A 19,814-nucleotide genomic window follows, 5' to 3' on the forward strand; every position below is an offset into this window, starting at 1 on the left:
GGGACCCGGCGCACCGGCGGCCCGCAGGTGGTTACCGGAAGTCTCAGCGCAGGTCGGCGATCACGACCTGCGCGGCGTTGTGGCCCGGCGCACCTGTGACGCCACCGCCCGGATGGGTCCCCGAACCGCACAGGTACAGACCGGCGATCGCCCCGCGATAGTCCGCCTGGCCCAGCATCGGCCGGGCCGAGAAGAGCTGGTTCAGGCTGAGCGCGCCGTGGAAGATGTCGCCACCGACCAGGCCGAACACCCGCTCCAGGTCCAGCGGTGAAAGCACCTGTCTGCCAAGCACCGAGGCGGCGAAACCCGGCGCATGGCGATCCACGGTGGCGATCATCAGGTCGGCGACCTCCTCGCGGTGGTCGTCCCAGCTGCGTCCGCCCGGCAGTTCGGGGGCGACGTGCTGGCAGAACAGGCTGGCCACGTGCATGCCCGGCGGCGCCAGCGAATCGTCCAGGGTCGACGGGATGAGCATCTCCACGATCGGTTCGCGCGACCAGCCGTGATCGCGTGCGTCGCGCCAGGCCCGGTCCATGTAGTCCAGCGATGGCGCCAGGATGATCCCGGCGGTGAGGTGGTCGCCCTCGCCGGGCAGCACGGTGAACTCCGGCAGCCGCGACAGCGCCACGTTCATGCGGAACGTGCCCGAGCCGCAACGCCAGTTCCGCATCCGCTCCGCCGTGGCCTCCGGCACCGCCGACGCCGGCAGCAGTCGCTGGTAGAGCAGCTTCGGATTGACGTTGGCGACCACCGCGCGCGCGCGCAGCGCCAGCCCCTCCTCCGTGACCACCCCGACCGCACGCCCCTTCTCCACCAGCACTTCGCGCACGCCGCTGCCGGGGCGGATGTCCACCCCGGCGGCGGTCGCCGCCCGGGCCATGGCCTGGGTGATCGCGCCCATGCCGCCGATCGCGTGGCCCCATGCGCCCTTGACCCCGTTCACCTCGCCGAACACGTGGTGCAGCAGCACGTAGGCCGAGCCCGGCGCGTACGGGCTGGCGTAGTTGCCGACCACGCCGTCGAACCCGAACAGCGCCTTGATCGGCCCGCTCTCGAACCAGCGGTCCAGGTATTCGGCCGCGGAGATCGAGAACAGGTCCAGCAGGTCCTGGCGCAGGGTTTCGTCCAGCGCATGCAGCCGCCGTCCCAGCTTCGCGCCGCGCATCAGTTCCGGCAGCGCCTTCCACCAGCCGCCGTCGGTGACGTTGGGCGGCGCCTGCAGGGCCAGGGCGCGCAGCACGTCGGCAATGGCGTCCAGCCGCGCCTCGTAGGCCGGCAGGACCCGGGCGTCGCGCGCCGAGAACTTCGCCACCTCCTCCGCCGTGCGGCCCGCGCCGGTCAGCAGGTAGCCGCCGTCCGGCAGCGGCAGGAAGTTGTTGCGCCGGCGCTGCACCACCCGCAGGCCGTGGCCGTGCAGGTCGAGGTCGGCGATCACCTTCGGCTGCAGCAGCGACACGGTGTAGGAGGCCACCGAGTTGCGGAAACCGGGGTGGAACTCCTCGGTGACCGCGGCGCCGCCGACGACCTGGCGACGCTCCAGCACGGTCACCCTCAACCCAGCGCGAGCCAGGTAAGCGGCACAGACCAGCCCGTTGTGGCCGCCGCCCACGAGCAGGACGTCGGTGTTGTTTTCGGCTGTTTTTCCCATCCGCACAGGTATACCACTCGGCCTATACTGCGTGCGCAGGGGGCTGCGATCGGGGGAACGGAGGATGGTCGCAATGCCACAGTTCCGGACCGCCGGGCCGGCGCAGCGCACGTGCTGCGCGCCCCGGTACCGGTGAGCGCGCAGGCGCCGGGTTCCCGGCTGCGTCGCTGGACGCCGGCGCTGGCCGCGGGCGTGCTGGCCGCGCTGCTCGGCGTGTCCGGCCTGACCGCCGCGCTGGATGACGTGGCCCACCTCGCGCTGTCATCGCCCCGGCAACCGCTCCCGGCACCGCCGGCGCTCGTGCTGGGCATCGACGCCGCCACGCCCTGGCCCTGGTCCAACGCGCGCGTCGCCGACCTGGTCGAACGCCTGCGCGGGGCGGGCGTGCGCGGCGTAGCGCTGGACCTGCCGATGGACCTGCAGGCGTCGACCGGCGACCCGGCGGGCGCGGCGCGCCTGGCACGGGCGATCCTGGACAACCGCGTGGTCGTCGGCGTGCCGTTGGCGACGGAGGCCGGCGGCCTGCCGCGGGCGCAGCTGCCGCCAGTCGAGTTCGCCGAGGCGGCGCGGCTCGGCCACGTCCTGCTGCCACGCGGACCGGACGGCCGGATCCGCTACCACCTGCCGCACCAGCTGACCGCCGATGGCGTGCGCTGGCCCTCGCTGCCGCTCGCGCTGGCCAAGCCGGGCAGCGCCTGGACCGGCGACCGGGAAGGCCACCCGCGCTGGCGGCCGGGCTACCGGCGCGATGCGGCCGTGCCACCCACGCTGCGCGCGGACGACCTGATGGCCGGCCGGCTGGATGTTTCCCGGCTGCATGGCCGCTGGGTGCTGGTCGGCCTGACGGATCCGGCGCGCCAGGCCCGCGTTCCCGGGCCGTTCGGCAGCGCCATGCTGTACCCGGTGGAGCACCAGGCCCGCGCGCTGGTGGCCCTGCTGCAGGGCGATACGAGGCGACCGCTGCCGGCGGCCGCGCAGGTGCTGCTGTCGATGCTGCTGGCAGGCGCGGGCCTGGCGCTGGGTGGCGGCGACCGCGCGCGCGGCGCGCGGATGCCCCTGGCCTTGTGCGGCGCGATGCTTGCCAGCCTGGCACTGGCCGCGTGGCTGGCCTCGCGCCAGTTGTGGTTCGCACCCGGGGGCGTGCTGGGCGTGCTGCTCCTCGCGCTGCTGGCCTGGACCCTGCTGGCGCTCCGGCGCCTCCTGCGCGAACACCGTCCCGTGCCAGGCCTCGCCTCGCGCGCGCGGCTCGACGCGGCGCTGGCGGAGGCGCGCAGGACCGGCGCGCCGCACACCCTGCTGCTGCTCGACGGCGGCGACGACCGCGGCGATGCCTGTCGCCTGGCCCAGCTGCTGCGCGAACGCGCGCGCAGGCCGGGCGACCTTGCGGCGCACCTCGGGGCGGGACGCTTCGTCCTGCTGTTGCCCGGCACGCCGCCGGCAGCGGCGGGACGCCTCCTCGCCGACATCCGCGAACAGGCGATCGCGCGCGACCTTGCCGCGCCGGCAGGCCACGTCCATGCGTGCGAAGGGGCGGCCTGCTCGTGCCCCGGCACGCTCGACGTCGCCTGGCCGGGCTCGCCGCAGCCGGCGCCCTGAGCGCGCGCATCACACGGCGAGGCGCATCCCCGGCCTGGCCAGCGTGACCGGCCTGCCCGCTCGCTGCCCGATCTCGCCCGCCAGCGCCTCGCGGGCGCGGTCCTCGCCGTGGACCAGCACCAGCGGCGGCGCGTTCCGGAACTGGCCGTACCACTCGATCAGCCCCTGCTGGTCGGTGTGCGCCGACAGGCCGCCGACGGTATGGATCCGGGCGTTGACCCGGCAGTCCTGACCGTGGATCCGCACCCACGGCGCACGGTCCACCAGGCGCCGGCCCAGCGTGCCTTCGGCCTGGTAGCCGACGAACACCACGTGCGTGTCCCGCCGCCCCAGCCGGGGGCGCAGGTGGTGGAGGATGCGCCCGCCGTTGGCCATGCCCGAGCCGGCGATGATGATCGCGCCGTTGCCGATCGAATTGATCGCCATCGACTCCTGGGTGGTGGCGGTCACGTGCAGGTTCGGCAGCCGGAACGGCGAGGGCCGTTGCCGCCACACCTCCTGCGCCTGTTCGTCGAACAGCGCGTGGTGGCGGTCGTAGATGCCGACCACGCGCGAGGCCATCGGACTGTCGAGAAAGATCCGCCAGCGCGGCAGGTTCCAGTCGTCCCAGTGGCGCGCGAACCAGTAGAGCAGCTCCTGGCTGCGCCCCACCGCGAAGGCCGGGATCAGCACGTTGCCGCGCTCGCGCCAGGCGTGCTCGAACACCGCGCCGAGCTCGGCGATGGTGGCCTGGCGGTCGCGGTGGTTGCGGTCGCCGTAGGTGGACTCCATCAGCACCAGGTCGGCCTCCGCGATCGACGCGGGGTCGCGCAGGATCGGCGTGCCCTTCGGCCCCAGGTCGCCGGAAAACACCAGCTTGCGGGTCGCGCCGTCCTCCGTCTCCCACAGCTCGACGATGCTCGAGCCGAGGATGTGGCCGGCATCGCGCAACGCGAGGTCGACGCCGGGCAGGATCGTGCTGCGCGCGTCGTAGTCCAGTGGCCGCAGCAGCGGCAGCACGGCGGCCACGTCCTGGCGCGTGAACAGCGGCGCCTGTGCCGGCGCTTCCGGATCGCGATGGCGGTTGGCGCGGGCGGCATCGGCCTCGGCCAGCGAGGCGGCGTCCTCGAGCATCACCGGCAGCAGGTCGGCGGTGGCGCGCTGCAGGAAGATCGGCCCGCGGAAGCCGCGTGCCACCAGCAGCGGGACCCGGCCGATGTGGTCGATATGGGCGTGGCTGAGGACCAGCGCATCGAGCCCGGCCGGCTCGAACGGAAACGGCGCGGCGTTCTGCGCCTCGAGCTCGCGCCGGCCCTGCAGCATCCCGCAGTCCAGCAGGATCCGCCGGCCGGCGGCCTCGACCAGGTGCATCGAGCCGGTCACCTCGCCGGCCGCGCCGTGGAATTCGACCTGCATGGCCCTTCCCCGCGGGTAGTCAGGACCCATTGTGCCGCCATGACCTCCGGCAGTCCCCCTGTTCAGGTGCCGGGCGTAGAGTCACCGGCACTGCCCCGTCCGGGGCCCCGCCACCATGCCCGCCCGCCGGGCCGGAGACCCCGCAACGTGAATACCCGCAAGTCCCAGACCCTGCTGCTGCCGGTGGCCATCGCCATCGCCCTGGCCGCCTGCTCCAAGAAGGAAGACGCGGCCCCGGTCGCCGCCGATGCCGCCGCCCCGGCCGCCCCGGAATACACCCTGGACGAGAGCACCCTGCCGGGCGTGAACCGCTTCACCCTGGCCGACCTGGACACCACCCAGGACGCGTGCACCGACTTCGCCGCCTACGCCAACAGCAAGTGGCTGGCCGCCAACCCGATCCCGGGCGACCGCACCAGCTGGGGCGCGTTCGAGATGCTGGACGAGCGCTCCAACGCGGTGCAGCGCCAGCTGGCCGAGCAAGCCGCCGCGGACGCCGACGCCTCCGGCGTGAAGAAGATCGTCGGCGACCTCTGGGCCACCGGCATGGACGAAGCCAAGGTCAACGCCCAGGGCATCGAGCCGCTGAAGGACCACCTGGCCGCGATCGACGCCCTCGCCGACGGCCCGGCGATCGCCGAATACCTGCGCACCAGCGCGGCCAGGGGCGAGAACTTCCTGTTCGGCTTCGGCGCCGAGGCCGACTTCCAGAACCCGGACCTCAACATCGCCTATGCGATGCAGGGCGGCCTGGGCCTGCCGGACAGCAAGTACTACTCCGACGCCGACAAGAAGGACATCCGCGACGCCTACGTGGCGCATATCGCCAAGGTGCTCGAGCTGTCGGGCGTGGCCGCGGCCGACGCGCAGAAGCAGGCGCAGGACGTGATGGCGTTCGAGACCCGGCTGGCCAAGGTGTCCAAGTCGCGCGAGGACATGTCGCGCGACGTGTCGCTGTTCTACAACCCGGTCACCCTGGCCGACGCCGACAAGCTGGCGCCGAACTTCCCCTGGACCAAGTTCTTCGAATCGCAGGGCGTGGCCGCGCCGGAGAAGTTCTCGCTGGCCATCCCCGCCTTCCACCAGGAAGTGAGCAAGGCCCTGGGCGACACCGACCCGTCCGTGTGGCGCGCGTACCTGCGCTTCCACGCCGTCGACGGCGCCTCGCCCTACCTGAGCGACGCCTTCGCCCAGGAGAACTTCAACTTCTACGCCAAGACCCTGCGCGGCCAGAAGGAAATGAAGCCGCGCTGGAAGCGCGTGCTGGGCACGGTCAACGAGCAGGCCGGCGAAGCGCTGGGCCAGATGTACGTGCAGGTCGCCTTCCCGGAGGAATCCAAGGCGAAGATGGAGGCGCTGGTCGCCAACCTCGGCACCGCGCTGAAGGCCCGCATCGAGAAGCTGGAGTGGATGGGCGCCGACACCAAGCAGAAGGCGCTGGCCAAGCAGGGCGCGTTCACCCCGAAGATCGGCTACCCGGACAAGTGGCGCGAGTGGAACGGCCTCGAGACCGGCCGCGACAGCTACATCGGCAACGTGCTGGCCGCCCAGCAGTTCAACTACCGCTGGAACCTGTCCAAGATCGGCAAGCCGGTGGACAAGACCGAATGGGGCATGAGCCCGCAGACGGTCAACGCCTACTACAACCCGCTGCAGAACGAGATCGTGTTCCCGGCCGCGATCCTGCAGCCGCCGTTCTTCGATCCGGCCGCCTCCGACGAGATGAACTACGGCGGCATCGGCGCGGTGATCGGCCACGAGATGACCCACGGTTACGACGACCAGGGCAGCCGCTTCGGGCCGACCGGCAAGTTCGAAAACTGGTGGAGCCCGGCCGACGCCGAAGGCTTCAGCGGACGCACCGGCAAGCTGGTCGCGCAGTTCGACGGCTACACCACCGCCGACGGCCAGAAGATCAACGGCCGCCACACGCTGGGCGAGAACATCGCCGACCTCGGCGGCCTGGCCACGGCCTACGACGCGATGAAGGCCGCCGCCGGCGACACGCCCGACCCGATGACCGACGGCCTGACCCGCGACCAGCGCTTCTTCCTCAACTGGGCCACGGTGTGGCGCCGCAACTTCACCCCCGAGGAGCTGAAGAACCGCATCGCCACCGACGAGCACGCCCCGGCGCAGTTCCGCGCCATCGGCGCGCCGTCGAACCTGCCGGCCTTCGCGGCGGCGTTCAAGTGCGAGCCGGGCAAGCCGATGGTCCGCCAGGGCGATGGCCAGGTCGTGATCTGGTAAGCACGCGCGTTCCTTCGCGGCAGCGGGAGGCCCGGCATGTCCGGGCCTCCTTTTTTCCGGCCATGGCACCGGGATCCGTGAACGAGACCCGCGCCGGGGTATCCCCGGGCCGGCGACACCCTCGGGCAACCGGGGCCGGCCCGGTCGATCCGCCCGACCAGTTCACGTTTCCGGCACGCAGGCGCCGCGCGCGGCGAAGCATCCACCGGCGCCTTGCTACACTCCCGCGACCCCAAATCCCGAGGCCTACGCCCCGATGATGCCCACGCCCCGTCCGCTGGTCCTGGCCCTTGGCCTGGGCCTGCTCGCCCTGGTTTCCACCGCCGACGCCGATGCCCAGCGCAAGAAGAAGGGCGCGCCGGCGGTCAGCGCCCAGTGCACCGATTTCTACGGCCATGCCAACGCGGCCTGGCTGAAGGCCAACCCGCTGCCCGCCGGGGCCGGCGCGACCAGCGCGCTGGGGCTGCTGTCCGAGCAGGCGCTGCAGCAGCAGCGCGAGCTCCTCGACGCGGCGATGAAGTCGCCGCAGAACGACGTGCAGACCCGGCTGGGCGATTTCTGGGCCAGCGGCCTGGACGAGGCCGCGGTCGAGGCCGACGGCAGCAAGCCGATCGCCCCGCTGCTCTCGCGCATCGATGCGATCAAGAAGGCCAAGGACGTGCCGGCGGCGATCGCCGCGCTGCACCAGGTCGGCATCCCGGTCGCCTTCAACTTCGCCCCGGACGTGGACCTGAAGGCGCTCGACCGCCACATCGGCTATTTCATGCAGGGCGGCATGGGCCTGCCCGACCCGGCCTTCTACACCCGCAACGACGCCGACACCCAGGCCGTGCTGGGCCGCTACCGCGACTACGTCAAGCAGATCCTGGCATTGACCGGCACGCCGAAGGAGCGCCTGGACGCCGACGCCAGGGCGGTGATCGACATCGAGACGGCGATCGCGCGCAAGTCGCAGTCAGTGGCCGACCTCAACAACCCCTTCAGCAACTACGCGCCGGTGTCCGTGGCCGACGCGACCAAGCGCTACCGCAACCTGCAGCTGGGCCAGTTCCTCGAGGCGCAGGGCGTGAAGGACGACCTGGTCTCGATGGCCGACCCGAAGCTGTTCGCCGAGCTGGACGCCATGATCGGCCGGGTCAAGCCCGAGCAGTGGAAGGCCTACCTGCGCTGGCGCGTCGGCGATGCCATGGCCCCGTACCTCTCGCGCAGCTTCCGCGACGCCAGCCATGGCTTCCGCGGCCAGGTGCTGGCCGGCCAGCCGGCGCAAGCACCCCGCTGGCAGCAGGTGCTCGAGGCGATCAACACCGGCGCCGGCCCGATGCTCGGGCACGAGTACGCCAGCCGCTACCTGACCTCCGAGGAGCGTCGCCGCTCGGCGGCGATCGCCGACGAGGTGCGCGATGCGCTGCAGGCCGGGCTCGAACGCAACACCTGGCTCAGCGAGCAGGCCAAGGCCGAGGCACGGGCCAAGCTGCAGGCGCTGAAGATCGAGGTCGGCACCCCGCGCCGCGACCTTGACTACACCGTGCAGCCGATGGGCCGCGGCAGCTTCGGCGGCAACATGCTGATCGCCTCGACCTGGCGCCACCGCGAGGAGATGAAGCGGATCGGCAAGGGCAACGCCGACCGTCGCTGGGACGTGCTGCCGCAGCAGCCTGCGCTGGCCTACGACATCGCCCAGAACCGGTTGATCGTCACCGCCGCGGTGCTGCAGCCGCCGGTGTTCGACGTGAACAACACCGCCATCGCCTACGGCGGCTACGGCGCGCTGGTGGGCACCCAGCTGAGCCGTGCGATCGACGCCAAGGGCGCGCAGGTCAATGCCAAGGGTGAACTGGGCAGCTGGTGGACGCCCGCCGACACCAATGCCTGGACCACCCTGGGCGACCGCGTCTCCACCCAGTACTCCGCCCTGCCCTATCCGGGGGTGAAGGACGGCCGGGTCAACGGCGCGCTGGTGCGCGATGTCGCGCTGTCCGACCAGGCCGGCGTGGAGCTGGCGTGGGATGCCTACGCCAAGGCGCAGCCGGGCGCCAAGGCGGCCGACCAGCAGGCGTTCTTCGCCGCCTGGTCGCGGCTGTGGGCGCAGCAGGTGTCGGACAACGTCGCCGCCGAACGCATGGCCGCCGACATCCATGCCCCCGGCCCGCTGCGCAGCAACGTGCCGCTGTCCAACCTGCCCGCGTTCGGCACCGCTTACGGCTGCAAGGCCGGCCAGCCGATGCAGCGTGCCGAGGCCGAGCAGGTCCGCATCTGGCGCTGAGCCCGGACCCGGCAGGACGGAAAAAGGCGCGGGATACCGCGCCTTTTTTCTTGGCCCCGGCGCGCGCTATTTCACCCGGCGCAGGTGCGAGGGGCCGCGTGGCGGGCGACGCCGGCCGAACGGCGGCTGGCCCCGCCAGTAGCGGATCACCAGCCAGCCGAACAGCATGCCGCCCAGGTGGGCGAAGTGGGCCACCCCCGGCTGCAGCCCGGTGAAACCGAGCACCAGGCTGATCGCGCCGAACAGGACCACGAAGGTGCGTGCCTTCATCGGGATCGGCGGGAACAGCAGCATCACCCGCTGGTTGGGGAACAGCATGCCGTAGGCGAGCAGCAACCCGAACACGCCGCCGGAGGCGCCCAGCGTCGGATAGGCGCCGCCGCCCTGCGACAGGACCCACCAGCCGACCGCCAGCTGGCACAGGCCGGCGCCGGCGATGCAGATCAGGTAGTACGCCAGGAAGCGCCGCGGACCCCAGGTCAGCTCGAGTGGCGCGCCGAACATGTACAGGGCGAGCATGTTGAACAGCAGGTGGCTGAAGCCGCCGTGCAGGAAGCCGTAGGTCAGCAGCTGCCAGGGCTGGAAGTTCTGCCCGGGCGAGAACGGGTCGAAGCCGTCCAGCGGCCAGAGCATGAAGGCTTCGAACGTGTTCTGGCCCAGCAGCATCTGCAGCAGGAACAGCGCGCAGTTGGCGATCAGCAGGGCCTGGGTGACGGGAGGCAGTCGCGAGAGCATGCGTCGCGGCTCGATGGAAACGGGAGGCCATCATAGCGGCGGCCGCCCGCGGACGGGCCCGTTCCGCCGGATCCGACCGGGGTCAGCCGGGCCCCCACACCGCCGCGTCCAGGTCGCCGGGACCGCGGTCGCGCCTGACCCGGCCACGCTCCACGCGCAGGCCCTCCGCGCGCAGCCTCCGGCACTGTTCGCGATACCCGCGCGACCCTTCGGGAAAGGCGATGCGGCCGTCGGCGCGCAGCACGCGGTGCCAGGGCAGCGCCGGATCCTCGTTGCCGGCCAGCACCCGGGCGGCCAGTCGCGCACGCCCGGGCAGGCCCGCGCGACGCGCGACCTCGCCGTAGCCTGCGACCTGGCCGGGCGGGATCGCCCGGACCGCGGCCAGGATCCGGGCGGTGGAGTCGTCGCTGGGAGACGTGGCGGCCATCAGCGGCTAGCATACCGGCGGGGGACCACGAGGACGGACATGCGCCATTTCGAACAGATCCGCAGCCACCTGCTGACCTCCGGCTTCCGCCTGACCATGCAGGATCCCTACGTCGCGTGCGTGGAGCTCTCGCTCGAGGGCGGCAGCCGCCACCAGTCGATCTTCCTGTCCGAGCTCGACGGCGACGACCAGCGGCCCCTGCTGAGGGTGAGCACGGTGATCGCCCCGACCACCGGCATCGACGCGCGCCGCGCCCTGGTGTTCAACTGGCAGAGCAGCGTCGGCTACCTGGCCATCGGCGAACTCGACGGGGTGCCCTACCTGCAGCTGTGCGAGAACCGCCCCTACGACGGCCTGACCCCGGCCGAGGTCGAACGGCTGGTGCTGGAGATCGGCGGGCTGGGCGACCGCATGGAGCGTGCGCTGTCGGCCGAGGGCGACCTGCTCTAGCGATGCGCGGGCGGCGCGCTCAGGCCCAGCCCGCCGCCTCGATGCACTTGAAGATCAGGTAGGCCACGCCGGCAGCCGCCGGGATCGTCAGGATCCAGGCCCAGATGATCCGCTCGACCACGCCGAGCTTGAGCGCGCGCGGGTTCTTGGCGAAGCCCACGCCCATGATCGCGGTCGAGATGCTGTGGGTGGTCGACACCGGCATGCCGAAGTGCGCGGCCACGGTCAGCACCGTGGCCGAACTGGTTTCGGCCGCGAAGCCGTGGATCGGATGCAGCTTGACCATCTTGTGGCCGAGCGTCTTGATGATCCGCCAGCCGCCCGAAGCGGTGCCCAGCGCCATCACGATCGCGCAGGTGATCACGATCCACAGCGCGATCTCCTTGCCTTCGGACGCGCCGGGATGCAGGAACGCCAGCCAGCCCGGCAGGTTGTCCAGGGTGCCGGCCGCCTCGGCGCCCATCAGGGTCAGGGCGATGATGCCCATGGTCTTCTGCGCGTCGTTGTGGCCGTGGGCGAAGCCCATGTAGCCGGCGGACAGGATCTGCGCCTTGCCGAAGAACGCGTTGACCCAGCGCGGCCGGGCCAGTCGCCCCAGCACGCCGCCGGCGCGGGCCATGCCGGCGATGATCGCCCACAGCAGCAGCATCATCGTCACGCCGAGCAGGAAGCCCGCCAGCGGCGAGGTCACCATCGGCAGGAACACCTTCCAGAGCAGGCCCTTGTTCTTGGCCCAGTTGCCGACCGTCTCCGACCAGATCAGCGCGTTCCAGTCGTTGTGCGCCGCGGCCAGCGCCGCGCCGCACAGGCCGCCGATCAGCGCGTGCGAGGACGAGGACGGCAGGCCGAACCACCAGGTGACCAGGTTCCAGATGATGCCGCCCAGCAGCGCGCACAGGATCACCTGGGAGGAGGCCTCGACCACCTCGGTGTTGACGATGCCGGTGGCGATCGTCGCCGCCACGGCGGTGCCCATCAGCGCGCCGACCAGGTTCATGACCGCGGCCAGCGAGACCGCCGCGCCAGGCGACAGGACCTTGGTGGCCACGACCGTGGCGATGGAGTTGGCCGTGTCGTGGAAGCCGTTGATGAACTCGAAGACGAGCGCGGCCAGGATCACCACCAGCACGAGGGTCAGCATGGCCGGATCTCCCCGCGATGGCCCGCCTGCATGGCCCGGTGCCCGGCGCCCGGGCCCCGTGGTTCGAGCGGGCGGCCTGGACGCGCGGCCAGGCGGGGGGCGCGGGAGCACGCGCGCAGGACACCGGCGCAGCCGATGCCTGCCCCGCCGAAGGTGGTTCCGCCACGGAACGGCGCGATGGCCATTACGAATTCTTCAGCACGATCTGGTAGGCGACCACGCCGGCTTCGCGGCAGCGGTCGATCGCCTTCTCCAGGATCTCGAAGAACTCCTTGAGCAGGAACATCTGCAGGTGGTCCAGGCGGCCGGAGTAGATGTCGCGGTACAGCTCGAGCATCAGCCGGTCGGCCTCGTTCTCGATCGCGCGCAGCTTCTCGTTGAGCGCGGTCATGCGGTCGATGTTGAGGCTGCGCAGCTCGTGGACCATGTCCACCACCACGCTGGCGGCCTGCTCCAGCATCGCCGCGCGCGGCGCGAAGTCGATGTGCGCCAGGTGCTGGGTGGCCAGCGAGTAGCGGTCGGCGAACTTCTCGATCTGCTTGGGAATCTTGTACAGCGCCGAACCCAGGGCCTCGATGTCCTCGCGTTCCAGCGGGGTGATGAAGCTGTCCACCAGCGCCTTGCCGATCTTCTCCGAGGCGGTGCGCTCGCGCTGGCGGGCCAGCTTGAAGGCATCCAGCGCCGGCTGGCGGTCGGACGCCTTCATCATCTGGTACAGGGCCTTGGCGCTGTCGTGGGCGGCCTCGGCGGCCTCGTCCAGGAGCACGAAGAACTGCTTGCCGGAGCCGAAGATCGTCTGCAGGGAGAACATGGCGTAGGGAGTCCGCCGCCTCGGGAGGGGCGGCCAAATGCGGGCGGATTATGACAGCCCGGCACGCGGCCGGGTACCCGGCCGCGCCGGGCCGTGACGGGGCCTGCACGCGGCGCCTCTGCTAAGATGCGCCCGTGCCTCCGGCACACCCTATGGACGACGACCTTACTTCCCCGCTCCCCCGCCGCCCCCGCCCCGCGCGCCCCGGCTCCCTGAAACCGTCGCCACGCCGCGGGGTACCGCCGCATGGTTGAGCTGCTGATCGTCCTGGCCCTGGTCCTGCTGAACGGCTTCTTCGCGATGTCGGAGATGTCGGTCATGACCTCGCGCAAGAGCCGGCTCAAGCAGCTGGCCCAGTCGAGCAAGCGATCGGCCAAGGCCCTGGCCCTGTCAGAGAAGCCCGAGGCCTTCCTGTCCACGGTGCAGATCGGCATCACCCTGATCGGCATCCTCACCGGCCTGTTCGGCGGCGAGGCGATCGGCATGGCCATCGCCGGCTGGCTGCAGGGCGTGTTCCCGTCGCTGTCGGCCACCTTCTCCCTGGTCGGCGAACCGCAGCCCTGGTCGGTGCTGATCGGCAAGACCCTGGCCGTGGCGCTGATCACCTTCCTGACCCTGATCTTCGGCGAGCTGGTGCCCAAGCGGCTGGCGATCACCGCGCCGGAGAACATCGCCGGCTACGTCGCCCTGCCGATGGGCTGGCTGGCGCGGGCCGCGTTCCCGTTCGTCTGGCTGCTCTCGCACAGCACCCGCCTGGTCCTGCGCCTGCTCGGCCTGGGCAAGGACGAGGCCAGCACGATCAGCGAAGAGGAGATCCGCATGCTGGTGGCCGAGAGCCACGAGCAGGGCGTGATCGACGCGCACGAACGCGACATGGTCAACCGGGTCATGCGCCTGGGCGACCGCACGGCGGCCAGCCTGATGACCCCGCGCAACCGGATCGCCTGGCTCGACACGCGCGTGGCGCCCGAGGAGAACCTCGAGACCATGCGCGAGCACCAGTTCTCGCGCTACCCGGTGTACCGCGACAACGACCAGGACGTGGCCGGCATCCTCGAGGTCAAGTCGCTGCTGCACACGCCGGCCGGCACCCAGGACGGCGGGCTGTTCCGCACTCTGCGCACGCCCCTGTTCGTATCCGAATCCACCCACGCGATGAAGCTGCTCGAGATCTTCCGCGAGGAACAGCAGTCGCTCGCGCTGGTGGTCGACGAGTACGGCGAGATCCAGGGCCTGGTCACGGTCAGCGACCTGATGGGCGCGATCGTCGGCCGCCTGCAGGCGGTGGAGAACACCGACGAGGACGCGCTGGTGGTCACCCGCGAGGACGGGACGCTGCTGGTCGGCGGCACCCTGCCGATCGAGGACCTGCGCGAGCTGATGGACGGCGCCGCGCTGCCCGACTCCGAGGACGGCGATTACCACACCCTGGCCGGCATGTGCATCGCGCACTTCGGCCGCATCCCCCACGTCGGCGAGTACTTCGACTGGGCCGGCTGGCGGATCGAGGTCGTCGACCTGGACGGGGCGCGGATCGACAAGCTGCTGCTCTCGCGGCTGCAGCAGCACGAAGGCGATGAGCTCGCCGTCTGACATCCCGCCGCCGGGCCCCGGGCCCGACGATGCAGGCGCGGAGGCCGGGCCGCCGGCGAACAACGGCATCGCCCGCCTGCTGCAGTCCTTCACCCACGGCGACCCCGACCAGGTCCTCACCCTGGACGGGCTGCTGCACGGGCTCGGCGGCAGCGCGTTCGGCATGTTCCTGTTCGTCTCGATCCTGCCCGGTTTCATCCCCATCCCGGGCGCGGGCGGCGCGATCAGCGGCCCGCTGGTGGTGCTGATCGGCCTGCAGCTGCTGGTCGGCCTGCGCCATCCCTGGCTGCCGGACTTCATCGGACGCCGTGGCCCGCGCCGCAGCACGATGGCGCGCTTCTGCACCCGCATCACCCCGTGGATGGCCAGGCTCGAACACCTGGTGCGGCCGCGCCTGCAGGTCCTGACCGGCAACCGCGCGGCCAGCGCGTTCACCGGACTGCTGCTGGTCGCGCTGGGACTGCTGCTCGCGCTGCCGGTGCCGATGACCAACTACATCTTCGCCGGGCTGCTGCTGCTGTTCGCGCTGGCGCTGATGGAGCGCGATGGCGCCCTGCTGCTGGGGCTGTGGACGGTATCCGGCGCCGGCCTGCTGTCGATGGGCCTGCTGTCGGAGCGGCTGGTGGTCGTGGTCGGGCGGTGGCTCGACCAGCTCTTCTGAAGCGTCCTCAGCGCCCGCGCCGCGCCAGCAGGTGCGCGAACTCGGTGGCGCTGATCGGGTGGCTGAGCCAGTAGCCCTGAACCAGGTCGCAGCCGCGCTCGGCCAGCAGGTTGTACTGCGCTTCCTTCTCCACGCCCTCGGCCACGACCGTGATGCCGAGCGAATGGGCCATCGCGATGATCGCCGTGGTGAGGGCCAGGTCGTCCGGGTCGCGCTGCAGGTCCGCCACGAAGCTGCGGTCGATCTTGACCCCGTCCACCGGCACCCGGCGCAGGTGGCTCAGGCCGGAGAAGCCGGTGCCGAAGTCGTCCAGCCACACCTTCACCCCGGTGCTGTGCAACCGCGCCAGCATCGCCGCGGCCTGCAGTTCGTCGCTGATCACCGCGGTCTCGGTCAGCTCCAGGTGCAGGCACGAGGCCGGCAGGCCGGTCTCGCGCAGGCACTCGGCGACGATGTCCGGGAGGTCGCCCTTGCGCAGCTGCCGCGGCGACACGTTGACCGACACGAACAGGCGCTCGCCGCCATCGGCCATGCCCGCCCAGCGCATCGCCTCGTCGCAGGCCGCGCGCAGCACGCGCGGCCCGATGCCCTCGATCAGGCCGCTCTGTTCGGCCACGTCGATGAACACCGACGGGGCGATCATGCCCAGCATCGGATGCTGCCAGCGCAGCAGCGCCTCGGCGCCGACCACCCGGCCGTCGCTGGTGCGGCACACCGGCTGGTAGACCACGCTCAGCTCGCCGCGCTCCCAGGCCCCGCGCAGCTCCTGCTCCATGTGCACGCGGCGCTCCACCGCGTGGTCCATGGCGCGGCTGTAGAAGCGGTAGCCGTTCTTGCCGGCGACCTTGGCCTGGTACATGGCGATGTCGCCGTTCTTCATCAGCGCGCTGGCGCTGGAGGCGTCCTCCGGGAACAGGGTGATGCCGATGGAGGTGCCGAGGAAGACCTGCCGGTCCTGGATGTCCAGCGGCCGGCGCAGCTCGGCCACCAGGACCTCGGCCAGGCGGGTCGCCGCGGCACGCACGTCGCCCTCCTGGATCAGGATCACGAACTCGTCGCCGCCGAAGCGGGCCAGCAGCGCGTCGTCGCCGCCGTACTTGTCGACCGCCTCGCGGATCCGGTTGGAGAACTGCAGCAGCGCCTCGTCGCCGGCCTCGTGGCCGAGGGTGTCGTTGACCCGCTTGAAGTCGTCGATGTCGGCGAACAGCAGCGCCAGCTGGCGCCCGGCGCCGCGCAGCAGCATCAGCCGGTGGTCCAGGCTTTCGCGGAAGGCGAGCCGGTTGGTCAGGCCGGTGAGCGCGTCGGTGTAGGCCATGCGCCGCACTTCGCGGTCGTGCCGCGCCACGCTCTCGCTCATCCGGCCGAAGGTGCGGACCAGGTCCCCCATCTCGTCGGTGCGGTCGCTGTCGAGCCGTTCGACCGCGTAGTCGCCGGACTCGATGCGCCGGGCCGAGGCGGCGAGCCAGCGGATCGGCTTGACCAGCGTGTGCTGCACGTACCAGGCCGCCAGCAGGGACACCAGCGCGAGCAGGCCCAGCGGCAGCGCCAGCCAGCCGAGGTGGCGCCGTGCCAGCGCGTCCATCCGCTCGCGCAGTTCGGCCAGGTTCGTGTCCTGGAAGCGCCCGGCGACCTTGAGGTCCAGGCCGACCCGGACCCCGCCGAGACGCTCGCTGCCGACCATGATCGGGACCGAGGCGTCGAGCACCGCCGGCGAGGCCTGCACCAGCAGGCCGTCGGCGGCGATCGCGCCGGCCGCCAGCGGGCCGTCCATGCGCTGGCCGAAGTCGGCGATCTCCAGCGAGCCGTCGTGCACCAGCCGGCCCTCGGGGTCGTACACGTAGATGTAATCGACCAGGTTGTCGCGCGCGCTGTCGCGCACCACCGCGCCGATCGCGTCGAGGTCGCGGTAGTACATCGGATTGGCCAGCTTCTCGGCCAGCTGCCGCGCCAGCGACGCGCCGTAGTTGCGCAGGTAGGTGTCCACCAGGCGGTGCACGGCCTCGCGGCTGAGCGCCTCGGTCTCCTGGCGCATCTGCTGCTGGCGGTGCATCAGCAGCGCCAGCACCAGCAGCACCACGCCGAGCATGAGCAGCATCGCCACCACGAACCGGGCCTGCAGGCCGAAGCGCAGCTTCATTCGACCTCCGAACGCACGCGCTGGACGCCCCTGCGCAGGCCGTCCAGCGACCGCTCCGACGCCGGATCGAGCGGCAGGAACCGCGAGGTGCTGAAGAACAGGCGCAGTGCGTCGCGGGCGGCGGGGTCGCCGGCCGCCGCCAGCAGCACCTCGCGCAGGCGCGCCTCGACCCGCGGGTCCATGCCTTCGCGCACCAGCTCCAGCGCGCGCGGATACGGAGCGCTGCGGTGGATGACCCGGAAGTCGGCGCGGAAGGCCTCCGGCACCCGGCCCGGATCCTGCCAGTCCAGGCTGCTCACCGCGCCGGCGTCGACCAGGCCCTTGTGCACCCACGAGGCGATGTTGAGCTCGGAACGGGCGAACACGTAGCCGACCCGGTCGGACGATGGCTGGTCCGAAGGCGCCAGCAGGATCTCGGGCGACAGCCGTGCATCGAGCAGCTCGGTCATCGGCACCATGTAGGCGCTGGTGGACGCGGTGCTCTGCAGCGCCAGGGTATGGCCGCGCAGGGAGCGCAGGTCGCGGACCTCGCCGTCCCGGCGCGAGAAGAACACGGTGTGGTAGGTGCTGACCCCGTTGCGCTCGGTGAGCAGCAGCGGCCGGGCCGCGGCGCGCTGCTGCAGCTGCACCGCCGTGCTGGCCGTCTCGGTGACCCAGTCCACGCGGTTGCGGCGCAGGTAGCTGGCCATCTGCTGGGCGTCGCGGGCCATCAGGATGCGGCCCTCGGTGATGCCGACGCCGCGCATCCGCGGGACGACATAGTCCAGCAACGGCTTGAGCTGGTCGTAGTGCGAGGCGGGATCGTCGCTGATCCGCCCGAGCACCAGGATGTGCTCGTCCTCGGAAGCGTGCGCGGACAACCCCATGGCCATGGCGGCGGCACAGCAGGCCACCCGGACCCATCTACGCACTCTGGACAACGCCCACCCCCCGCTCGGTTGTCCAAAGCCTAGCGAAAACCGGGTCAGGGCGACAGACGTCCCGCTTCCCGGGCCAGCCGGGCCATCCGCTGGGCATCGGCCAGCACCCCGCGGAGCAGGCGGACCTCGTTCACGCTCAGGTCCGTGCGCAGGAACAGGCGGCGCAGCTTGCGCATGGCCGAGTCCGGCGTCCGGCCCTTGTGGAAGTCGATCGCCTCCAGCGTCTCGGCCAGCTGCGAGAAGAATCCCTCGACCTGGTCGTGGGTCGCCGCCTGGTCGTCGGGCCGGGGACCGGAGACGTCGACCGGCGCGGCCGCCAGCAGCGCGCGCCGCACCTCGTAGGCCAGCACCTGCACCGCCGCGGCCAGGTTGAGCGAACTGAACGCCGGATCGGACGGGATGTGCACGGACGCGTGGCACAGCTGGAGTTCGTCGTTGGTCAGCCCGGTGCGCTCGCGGCCGAAGACCAGCGCCACCGGGTCGGCCGCCGCGAACTGCAGCAGGCGCGACGCGGCCGCGTCGGGCTCGAGCTGGTCGAGCTGCACGCGCCGGCTGCGGGCCGTGCAGCCGAGCACGAGCCGGCAGTCGGCCACGGCCGCGGCCAGGGTCGCATGCACGGGCGCGGCGTCGAGCAGGTCCTCGGCGCCGGCGGAACGGCGGTAGGCATCGTCGTCGAGCGGCTTCTCGGGGGCGACCAGGACCAGCCGGGACAGGCCCATGGTCTTCATCGCGCGCGCCGCGGCGCCGATGTTGCCGGGGTGCTGGGTACCGACCAGCACGATGCGGATGTTCCCGGCCTGGCCGGTGGCGTCGGATTCGTTCAGGGGAGCTGCCATGGCGCAGATGGTAAACTGCGCGGCCGGCCATGCGGGCCGGACCGCTCTTTACCTTCGCCCGTTCCGTACCAGCCCTTCCGAGAGCCTTCGCCATGCAATCCCCCGCCGTCAACGTCATGGTCAAGGCCGCCCGCCTCGGCGGCAACGTCCTGTTGCGCAGCATCAACCGCCTCGACGCGCTCAACGTGGTCCAGAAGCAGCGCATGGACTACGCCAGCGAGGTCGATGCCGACGCCGAGAAGGCCATCGTCAAGGAACTGCGCCGCGCCTACCCCGAGTACGGCGTGCTGGGCGAGGAAAGCGGGCACCAGGCCGGCCGCAACGGCCGCCTGCAGTGGGTGATCGACCCGCTCGACGGCACCAGCAACTACCTGCGCGGCTTCCCGCACTACTGCGTCTCCATCGCCCTGGTCGACAACGGCGAACCGATCGACGCGGTGATCTTCGACCCGCTGCGCAACGAGCTGTTCACCGCCAGCCGCGGCGCCGGCGCCGTGCTCAACGACAAGAAGATCCGCGTGGCCGACCGCAAGGACCTGGCCGGCACGGTGGTCGGCACCGGCTTCCCGCCGCGCGAGCGCGCCCGCGCCAGCGCCCAGCTCAAGTGCGTGGACTCGCTGCTGGTCCATGCCGAGGACGTGCGCCGCACCGGTTCGGCGGCGCTGGACCTGGCCTATGTCGCCTGCGGCCGCCTGGACGCCTACTTCGAGGCCGGGGTGAAGGCCTGGGACATCGCCGCCGGCGTGCTGCTGGTGCGCGAGGCCGGCGGCCGGGTCTGCGATTTCCGGGGTGCGAACACCGCGCGGATGGACGAGCGCGGGCCGGAAGCGCGTCCGCTGATCGCCGCCAATGTCAGGGTCGCCGACGAACTGCAGAAGCTGGTGGTCAACACCGGCTACGCCGCCGCGTTCAACTGACCGGGCTCCCGCGGCGCATCGCCGGCGCGCCGCC

General features: G+C 71.6%; 16 protein-coding genes. 7 read left to right on the forward strand and 9 right to left on the reverse strand.

What is annotated here, in order from left to right; all coding sequences use genetic code 11:
• Positions 1-43 precede the first annotated feature (43 nt).
• Entirely contained in the window at positions 44-1,648 is a 1,605-nt protein-coding gene (locus ACA089_RS06115; protein ID WP_372014534.1) for a phytoene desaturase family protein, read from the reverse strand.
• A gap of 111 nt (positions 1,649-1,759) precedes the next feature.
• Here ACA089_RS06115 and ACA089_RS06120 point away from each other — a divergent pair, with 111 nt between their 5' ends.
• Positions 1,760-3,244, forward strand: coding sequence for a CHASE2 domain-containing protein (locus tag ACA089_RS06120; protein WP_372014536.1), 1,485 nt, complete (start codon positions 1,760-1,762; stop codon positions 3,242-3,244).
• 9 nt (positions 3,245-3,253) lie between these two features.
• Here the strand turns inward: ACA089_RS06120 and ACA089_RS06125 are convergent, their stop codons facing one another.
• Positions 3,254-4,639: an MBL fold metallo-hydrolase RNA specificity domain-containing protein gene (locus tag ACA089_RS06125; protein WP_372014538.1), complete on the reverse strand. Its 1,386-nt coding sequence runs from the start codon at positions 4,637-4,639 to the stop codon at positions 3,254-3,256.
• Positions 4,640-4,678: 39 nt separating this feature from the next.
• Here ACA089_RS06125 and ACA089_RS06130 point away from each other — a divergent pair, with 39 nt between their 5' ends.
• A complete protein-coding gene (locus ACA089_RS06130; protein ID WP_372014540.1) occupies positions 4,679-6,889 on the forward strand; it encodes a M13 family metallopeptidase in 2,211 nt (736 codons plus the stop codon).
• A 259-nt stretch (positions 6,890-7,148) separates the two neighbouring features.
• Positions 7,149-9,152 carry a M13 family metallopeptidase gene (locus ACA089_RS06135; protein WP_372014542.1) on the forward strand — a complete coding sequence of 668 codons (2,004 nt, stop codon included), beginning with the start codon at positions 7,149-7,151 and terminating at the stop codon, positions 9,150-9,152.
• 66 nt (positions 9,153-9,218) lie between these two features.
• Here the strand turns inward: ACA089_RS06135 and ACA089_RS06140 are convergent, their stop codons facing one another.
• Both ACA089_RS06140 and ACA089_RS06145 read right to left on the reverse strand, forming a co-directional pair.
• Positions 9,219-9,887, reverse strand: coding sequence for a rhomboid family intramembrane serine protease (locus tag ACA089_RS06140; RefSeq protein ID WP_372014544.1), 669 nt, complete (start codon positions 9,885-9,887; stop codon positions 9,219-9,221).
• Positions 9,888-9,969: 82 nt separating this feature from the next.
• Entirely contained in the window at positions 9,970-10,314 is a 345-nt protein-coding gene (locus ACA089_RS06145) for an MGMT family protein (RefSeq protein WP_372014546.1), read from the reverse strand.
• A gap of 39 nt (positions 10,315-10,353) precedes the next feature.
• Here ACA089_RS06145 and ACA089_RS06150 point away from each other — a divergent pair, with 39 nt between their 5' ends.
• Positions 10,354-10,764 (forward strand): hypothetical protein, encoded by a 411-nt coding sequence (locus tag ACA089_RS06150; protein WP_372014549.1) that lies wholly within the window; start codon positions 10,354-10,356, stop codon positions 10,762-10,764.
• Between the two features lie 19 nt (positions 10,765-10,783).
• Here ACA089_RS06150 and ACA089_RS06155 read toward each other — a convergent pair whose 3' ends face one another.
• Both ACA089_RS06155 and ACA089_RS06160 read right to left on the reverse strand, forming a co-directional pair.
• Entirely contained in the window at positions 10,784-11,905 is a 1,122-nt protein-coding gene (locus ACA089_RS06155) for an inorganic phosphate transporter (RefSeq protein ID WP_372014552.1), read from the reverse strand.
• Positions 11,906-12,089: 184 nt separating this feature from the next.
• Positions 12,090-12,716 carry a DUF47 domain-containing protein gene (locus ACA089_RS06160; protein WP_372014555.1) on the reverse strand — a complete coding sequence of 209 codons (627 nt, stop codon included), beginning with the start codon at positions 12,714-12,716 and terminating at the stop codon, positions 12,090-12,092.
• Between the two features lie 246 nt (positions 12,717-12,962).
• Between ACA089_RS06160 and ACA089_RS06165 the strand changes: the two genes are divergently transcribed.
• Together ACA089_RS06165 and ACA089_RS06170 are read left to right on the forward strand one after the other, a co-directional pair.
• Positions 12,963-14,309: a hemolysin family protein gene (locus tag ACA089_RS06165; protein ID WP_372014558.1), complete on the forward strand. Its 1,347-nt coding sequence runs from the start codon at positions 12,963-12,965 to the stop codon at positions 14,307-14,309.
• The gene (locus ACA089_RS06170) at positions 14,293-14,970 is read left to right on the forward strand and encodes an exopolysaccharide biosynthesis protein (protein WP_372014561.1); all 678 of its coding nucleotides are present in this window, start codon (positions 14,293-14,295) and stop codon (positions 14,968-14,970) included. The genes ACA089_RS06165 and ACA089_RS06170 overlap by 17 nt, the downstream gene beginning before the upstream one ends.
• 7 nt (positions 14,971-14,977) lie before the next feature.
• On the opposite strand, the gene ACA089_RS06175 is transcribed toward ACA089_RS06170, so the two are convergent.
• The 3 genes from ACA089_RS06175 to ACA089_RS06185 all read right to left on the reverse strand — a co-directional run bounded on the left by ACA089_RS06175 (position 14,978) and on the right by ACA089_RS06185 (position 18,863).
• Entirely contained in the window at positions 14,978-17,107 is a 2,130-nt protein-coding gene (locus ACA089_RS06175; RefSeq protein ID WP_372014564.1) for a putative bifunctional diguanylate cyclase/phosphodiesterase, read from the reverse strand.
• Positions 17,104-17,979 (reverse strand): phosphate/phosphite/phosphonate ABC transporter substrate-binding protein, encoded by an 876-nt coding sequence (locus tag ACA089_RS06180; protein ID WP_459077391.1) that lies wholly within the window; start codon positions 17,977-17,979, stop codon positions 17,104-17,106. The genes ACA089_RS06175 and ACA089_RS06180 overlap by 4 nt, the downstream gene beginning before the upstream one ends.
• Positions 17,980-18,071: 92 nt before the next feature.
• Positions 18,072-18,863: an RNA methyltransferase gene (locus tag ACA089_RS06185; RefSeq protein ID WP_372014570.1), complete on the reverse strand. Its 792-nt coding sequence runs from the start codon at positions 18,861-18,863 to the stop codon at positions 18,072-18,074.
• A 92-nt stretch (positions 18,864-18,955) separates the two neighbouring features.
• On the opposite strand from ACA089_RS06185, the gene ACA089_RS06190 reads away from it, so the two are divergent.
• On the forward strand, positions 18,956-19,780 hold the full coding sequence (locus ACA089_RS06190) for an inositol monophosphatase family protein (RefSeq protein ID WP_372014573.1): 825 nt from the start codon (positions 18,956-18,958) through the stop codon (positions 19,778-19,780).
• The last annotated feature ends 34 nt before the right edge of the window (positions 19,781-19,814 follow it).

Source organism: Pseudoxanthomonas fibrivorans, assembly GCF_041464125.1.
GTDB lineage: Bacteria > Pseudomonadota > Gammaproteobacteria > Xanthomonadales > Xanthomonadaceae > Pseudoxanthomonas.

Coding starts and splice junctions, on each gene's coding strand:
- ACA089_RS06125 (WP_372014538.1), bottom strand. CDS start 4,639: ATGCAGGTCGAATTCCACGGCGCGGCCGGCGAGGTGACCGGCTCGATG.
- ACA089_RS06160 (WP_372014555.1), bottom strand. CDS start 12,716: ATGTTCTCCCTGCAGACGATCTTCGGCTCCGGCAAGCAGTTCTTCGTG.
- ACA089_RS06175 (WP_372014564.1), bottom strand. CDS start 17,107: ATGAAGCTGCGCTTCGGCCTGCAGGCCCGGTTCGTGGTGGCGATGCTG.
- ACA089_RS06165 (WP_372014558.1), top strand. CDS start 12,963: ATGGTTGAGCTGCTGATCGTCCTGGCCCTGGTCCTGCTGAACGGCTTC.
- ACA089_RS06155 (WP_372014552.1), bottom strand. CDS start 11,905: ATGCTGACCCTCGTGCTGGTGGTGATCCTGGCCGCGCTCGTCTTCGAG.
- ACA089_RS06185 (WP_372014570.1), bottom strand. CDS start 18,863: ATGGCAGCTCCCCTGAACGAATCCGACGCCACCGGCCAGGCCGGGAAC.
- ACA089_RS06135 (WP_372014542.1), top strand. CDS start 7,149: ATGCCCACGCCCCGTCCGCTGGTCCTGGCCCTTGGCCTGGGCCTGCTC.
- ACA089_RS06180 (WP_459077391.1), bottom strand. CDS start 17,979: ATGGCCATGGGGTTGTCCGCGCACGCTTCCGAGGACGAGCACATCCTG.
- ACA089_RS06115 (WP_372014534.1), bottom strand. CDS start 1,648: ATGGGAAAAACAGCCGAAAACAACACCGACGTCCTGCTCGTGGGCGGC.
- ACA089_RS06150 (WP_372014549.1), top strand. CDS start 10,354: ATGCGCCATTTCGAACAGATCCGCAGCCACCTGCTGACCTCCGGCTTC.
- ACA089_RS06170 (WP_372014561.1), top strand. CDS start 14,293: ATGAGCTCGCCGTCTGACATCCCGCCGCCGGGCCCCGGGCCCGACGAT.
- ACA089_RS06145 (WP_372014546.1), bottom strand. CDS start 10,314: ATGGCCGCCACGTCTCCCAGCGACGACTCCACCGCCCGGATCCTGGCC.
- ACA089_RS06130 (WP_372014540.1), top strand. CDS start 4,679: ATGACCTCCGGCAGTCCCCCTGTTCAGGTGCCGGGCGTAGAGTCACCG.
- ACA089_RS06190 (WP_372014573.1), top strand. CDS start 18,956: ATGCAATCCCCCGCCGTCAACGTCATGGTCAAGGCCGCCCGCCTCGGC.
- ACA089_RS06140 (WP_372014544.1), bottom strand. CDS start 9,887: ATGCTCTCGCGACTGCCTCCCGTCACCCAGGCCCTGCTGATCGCCAAC.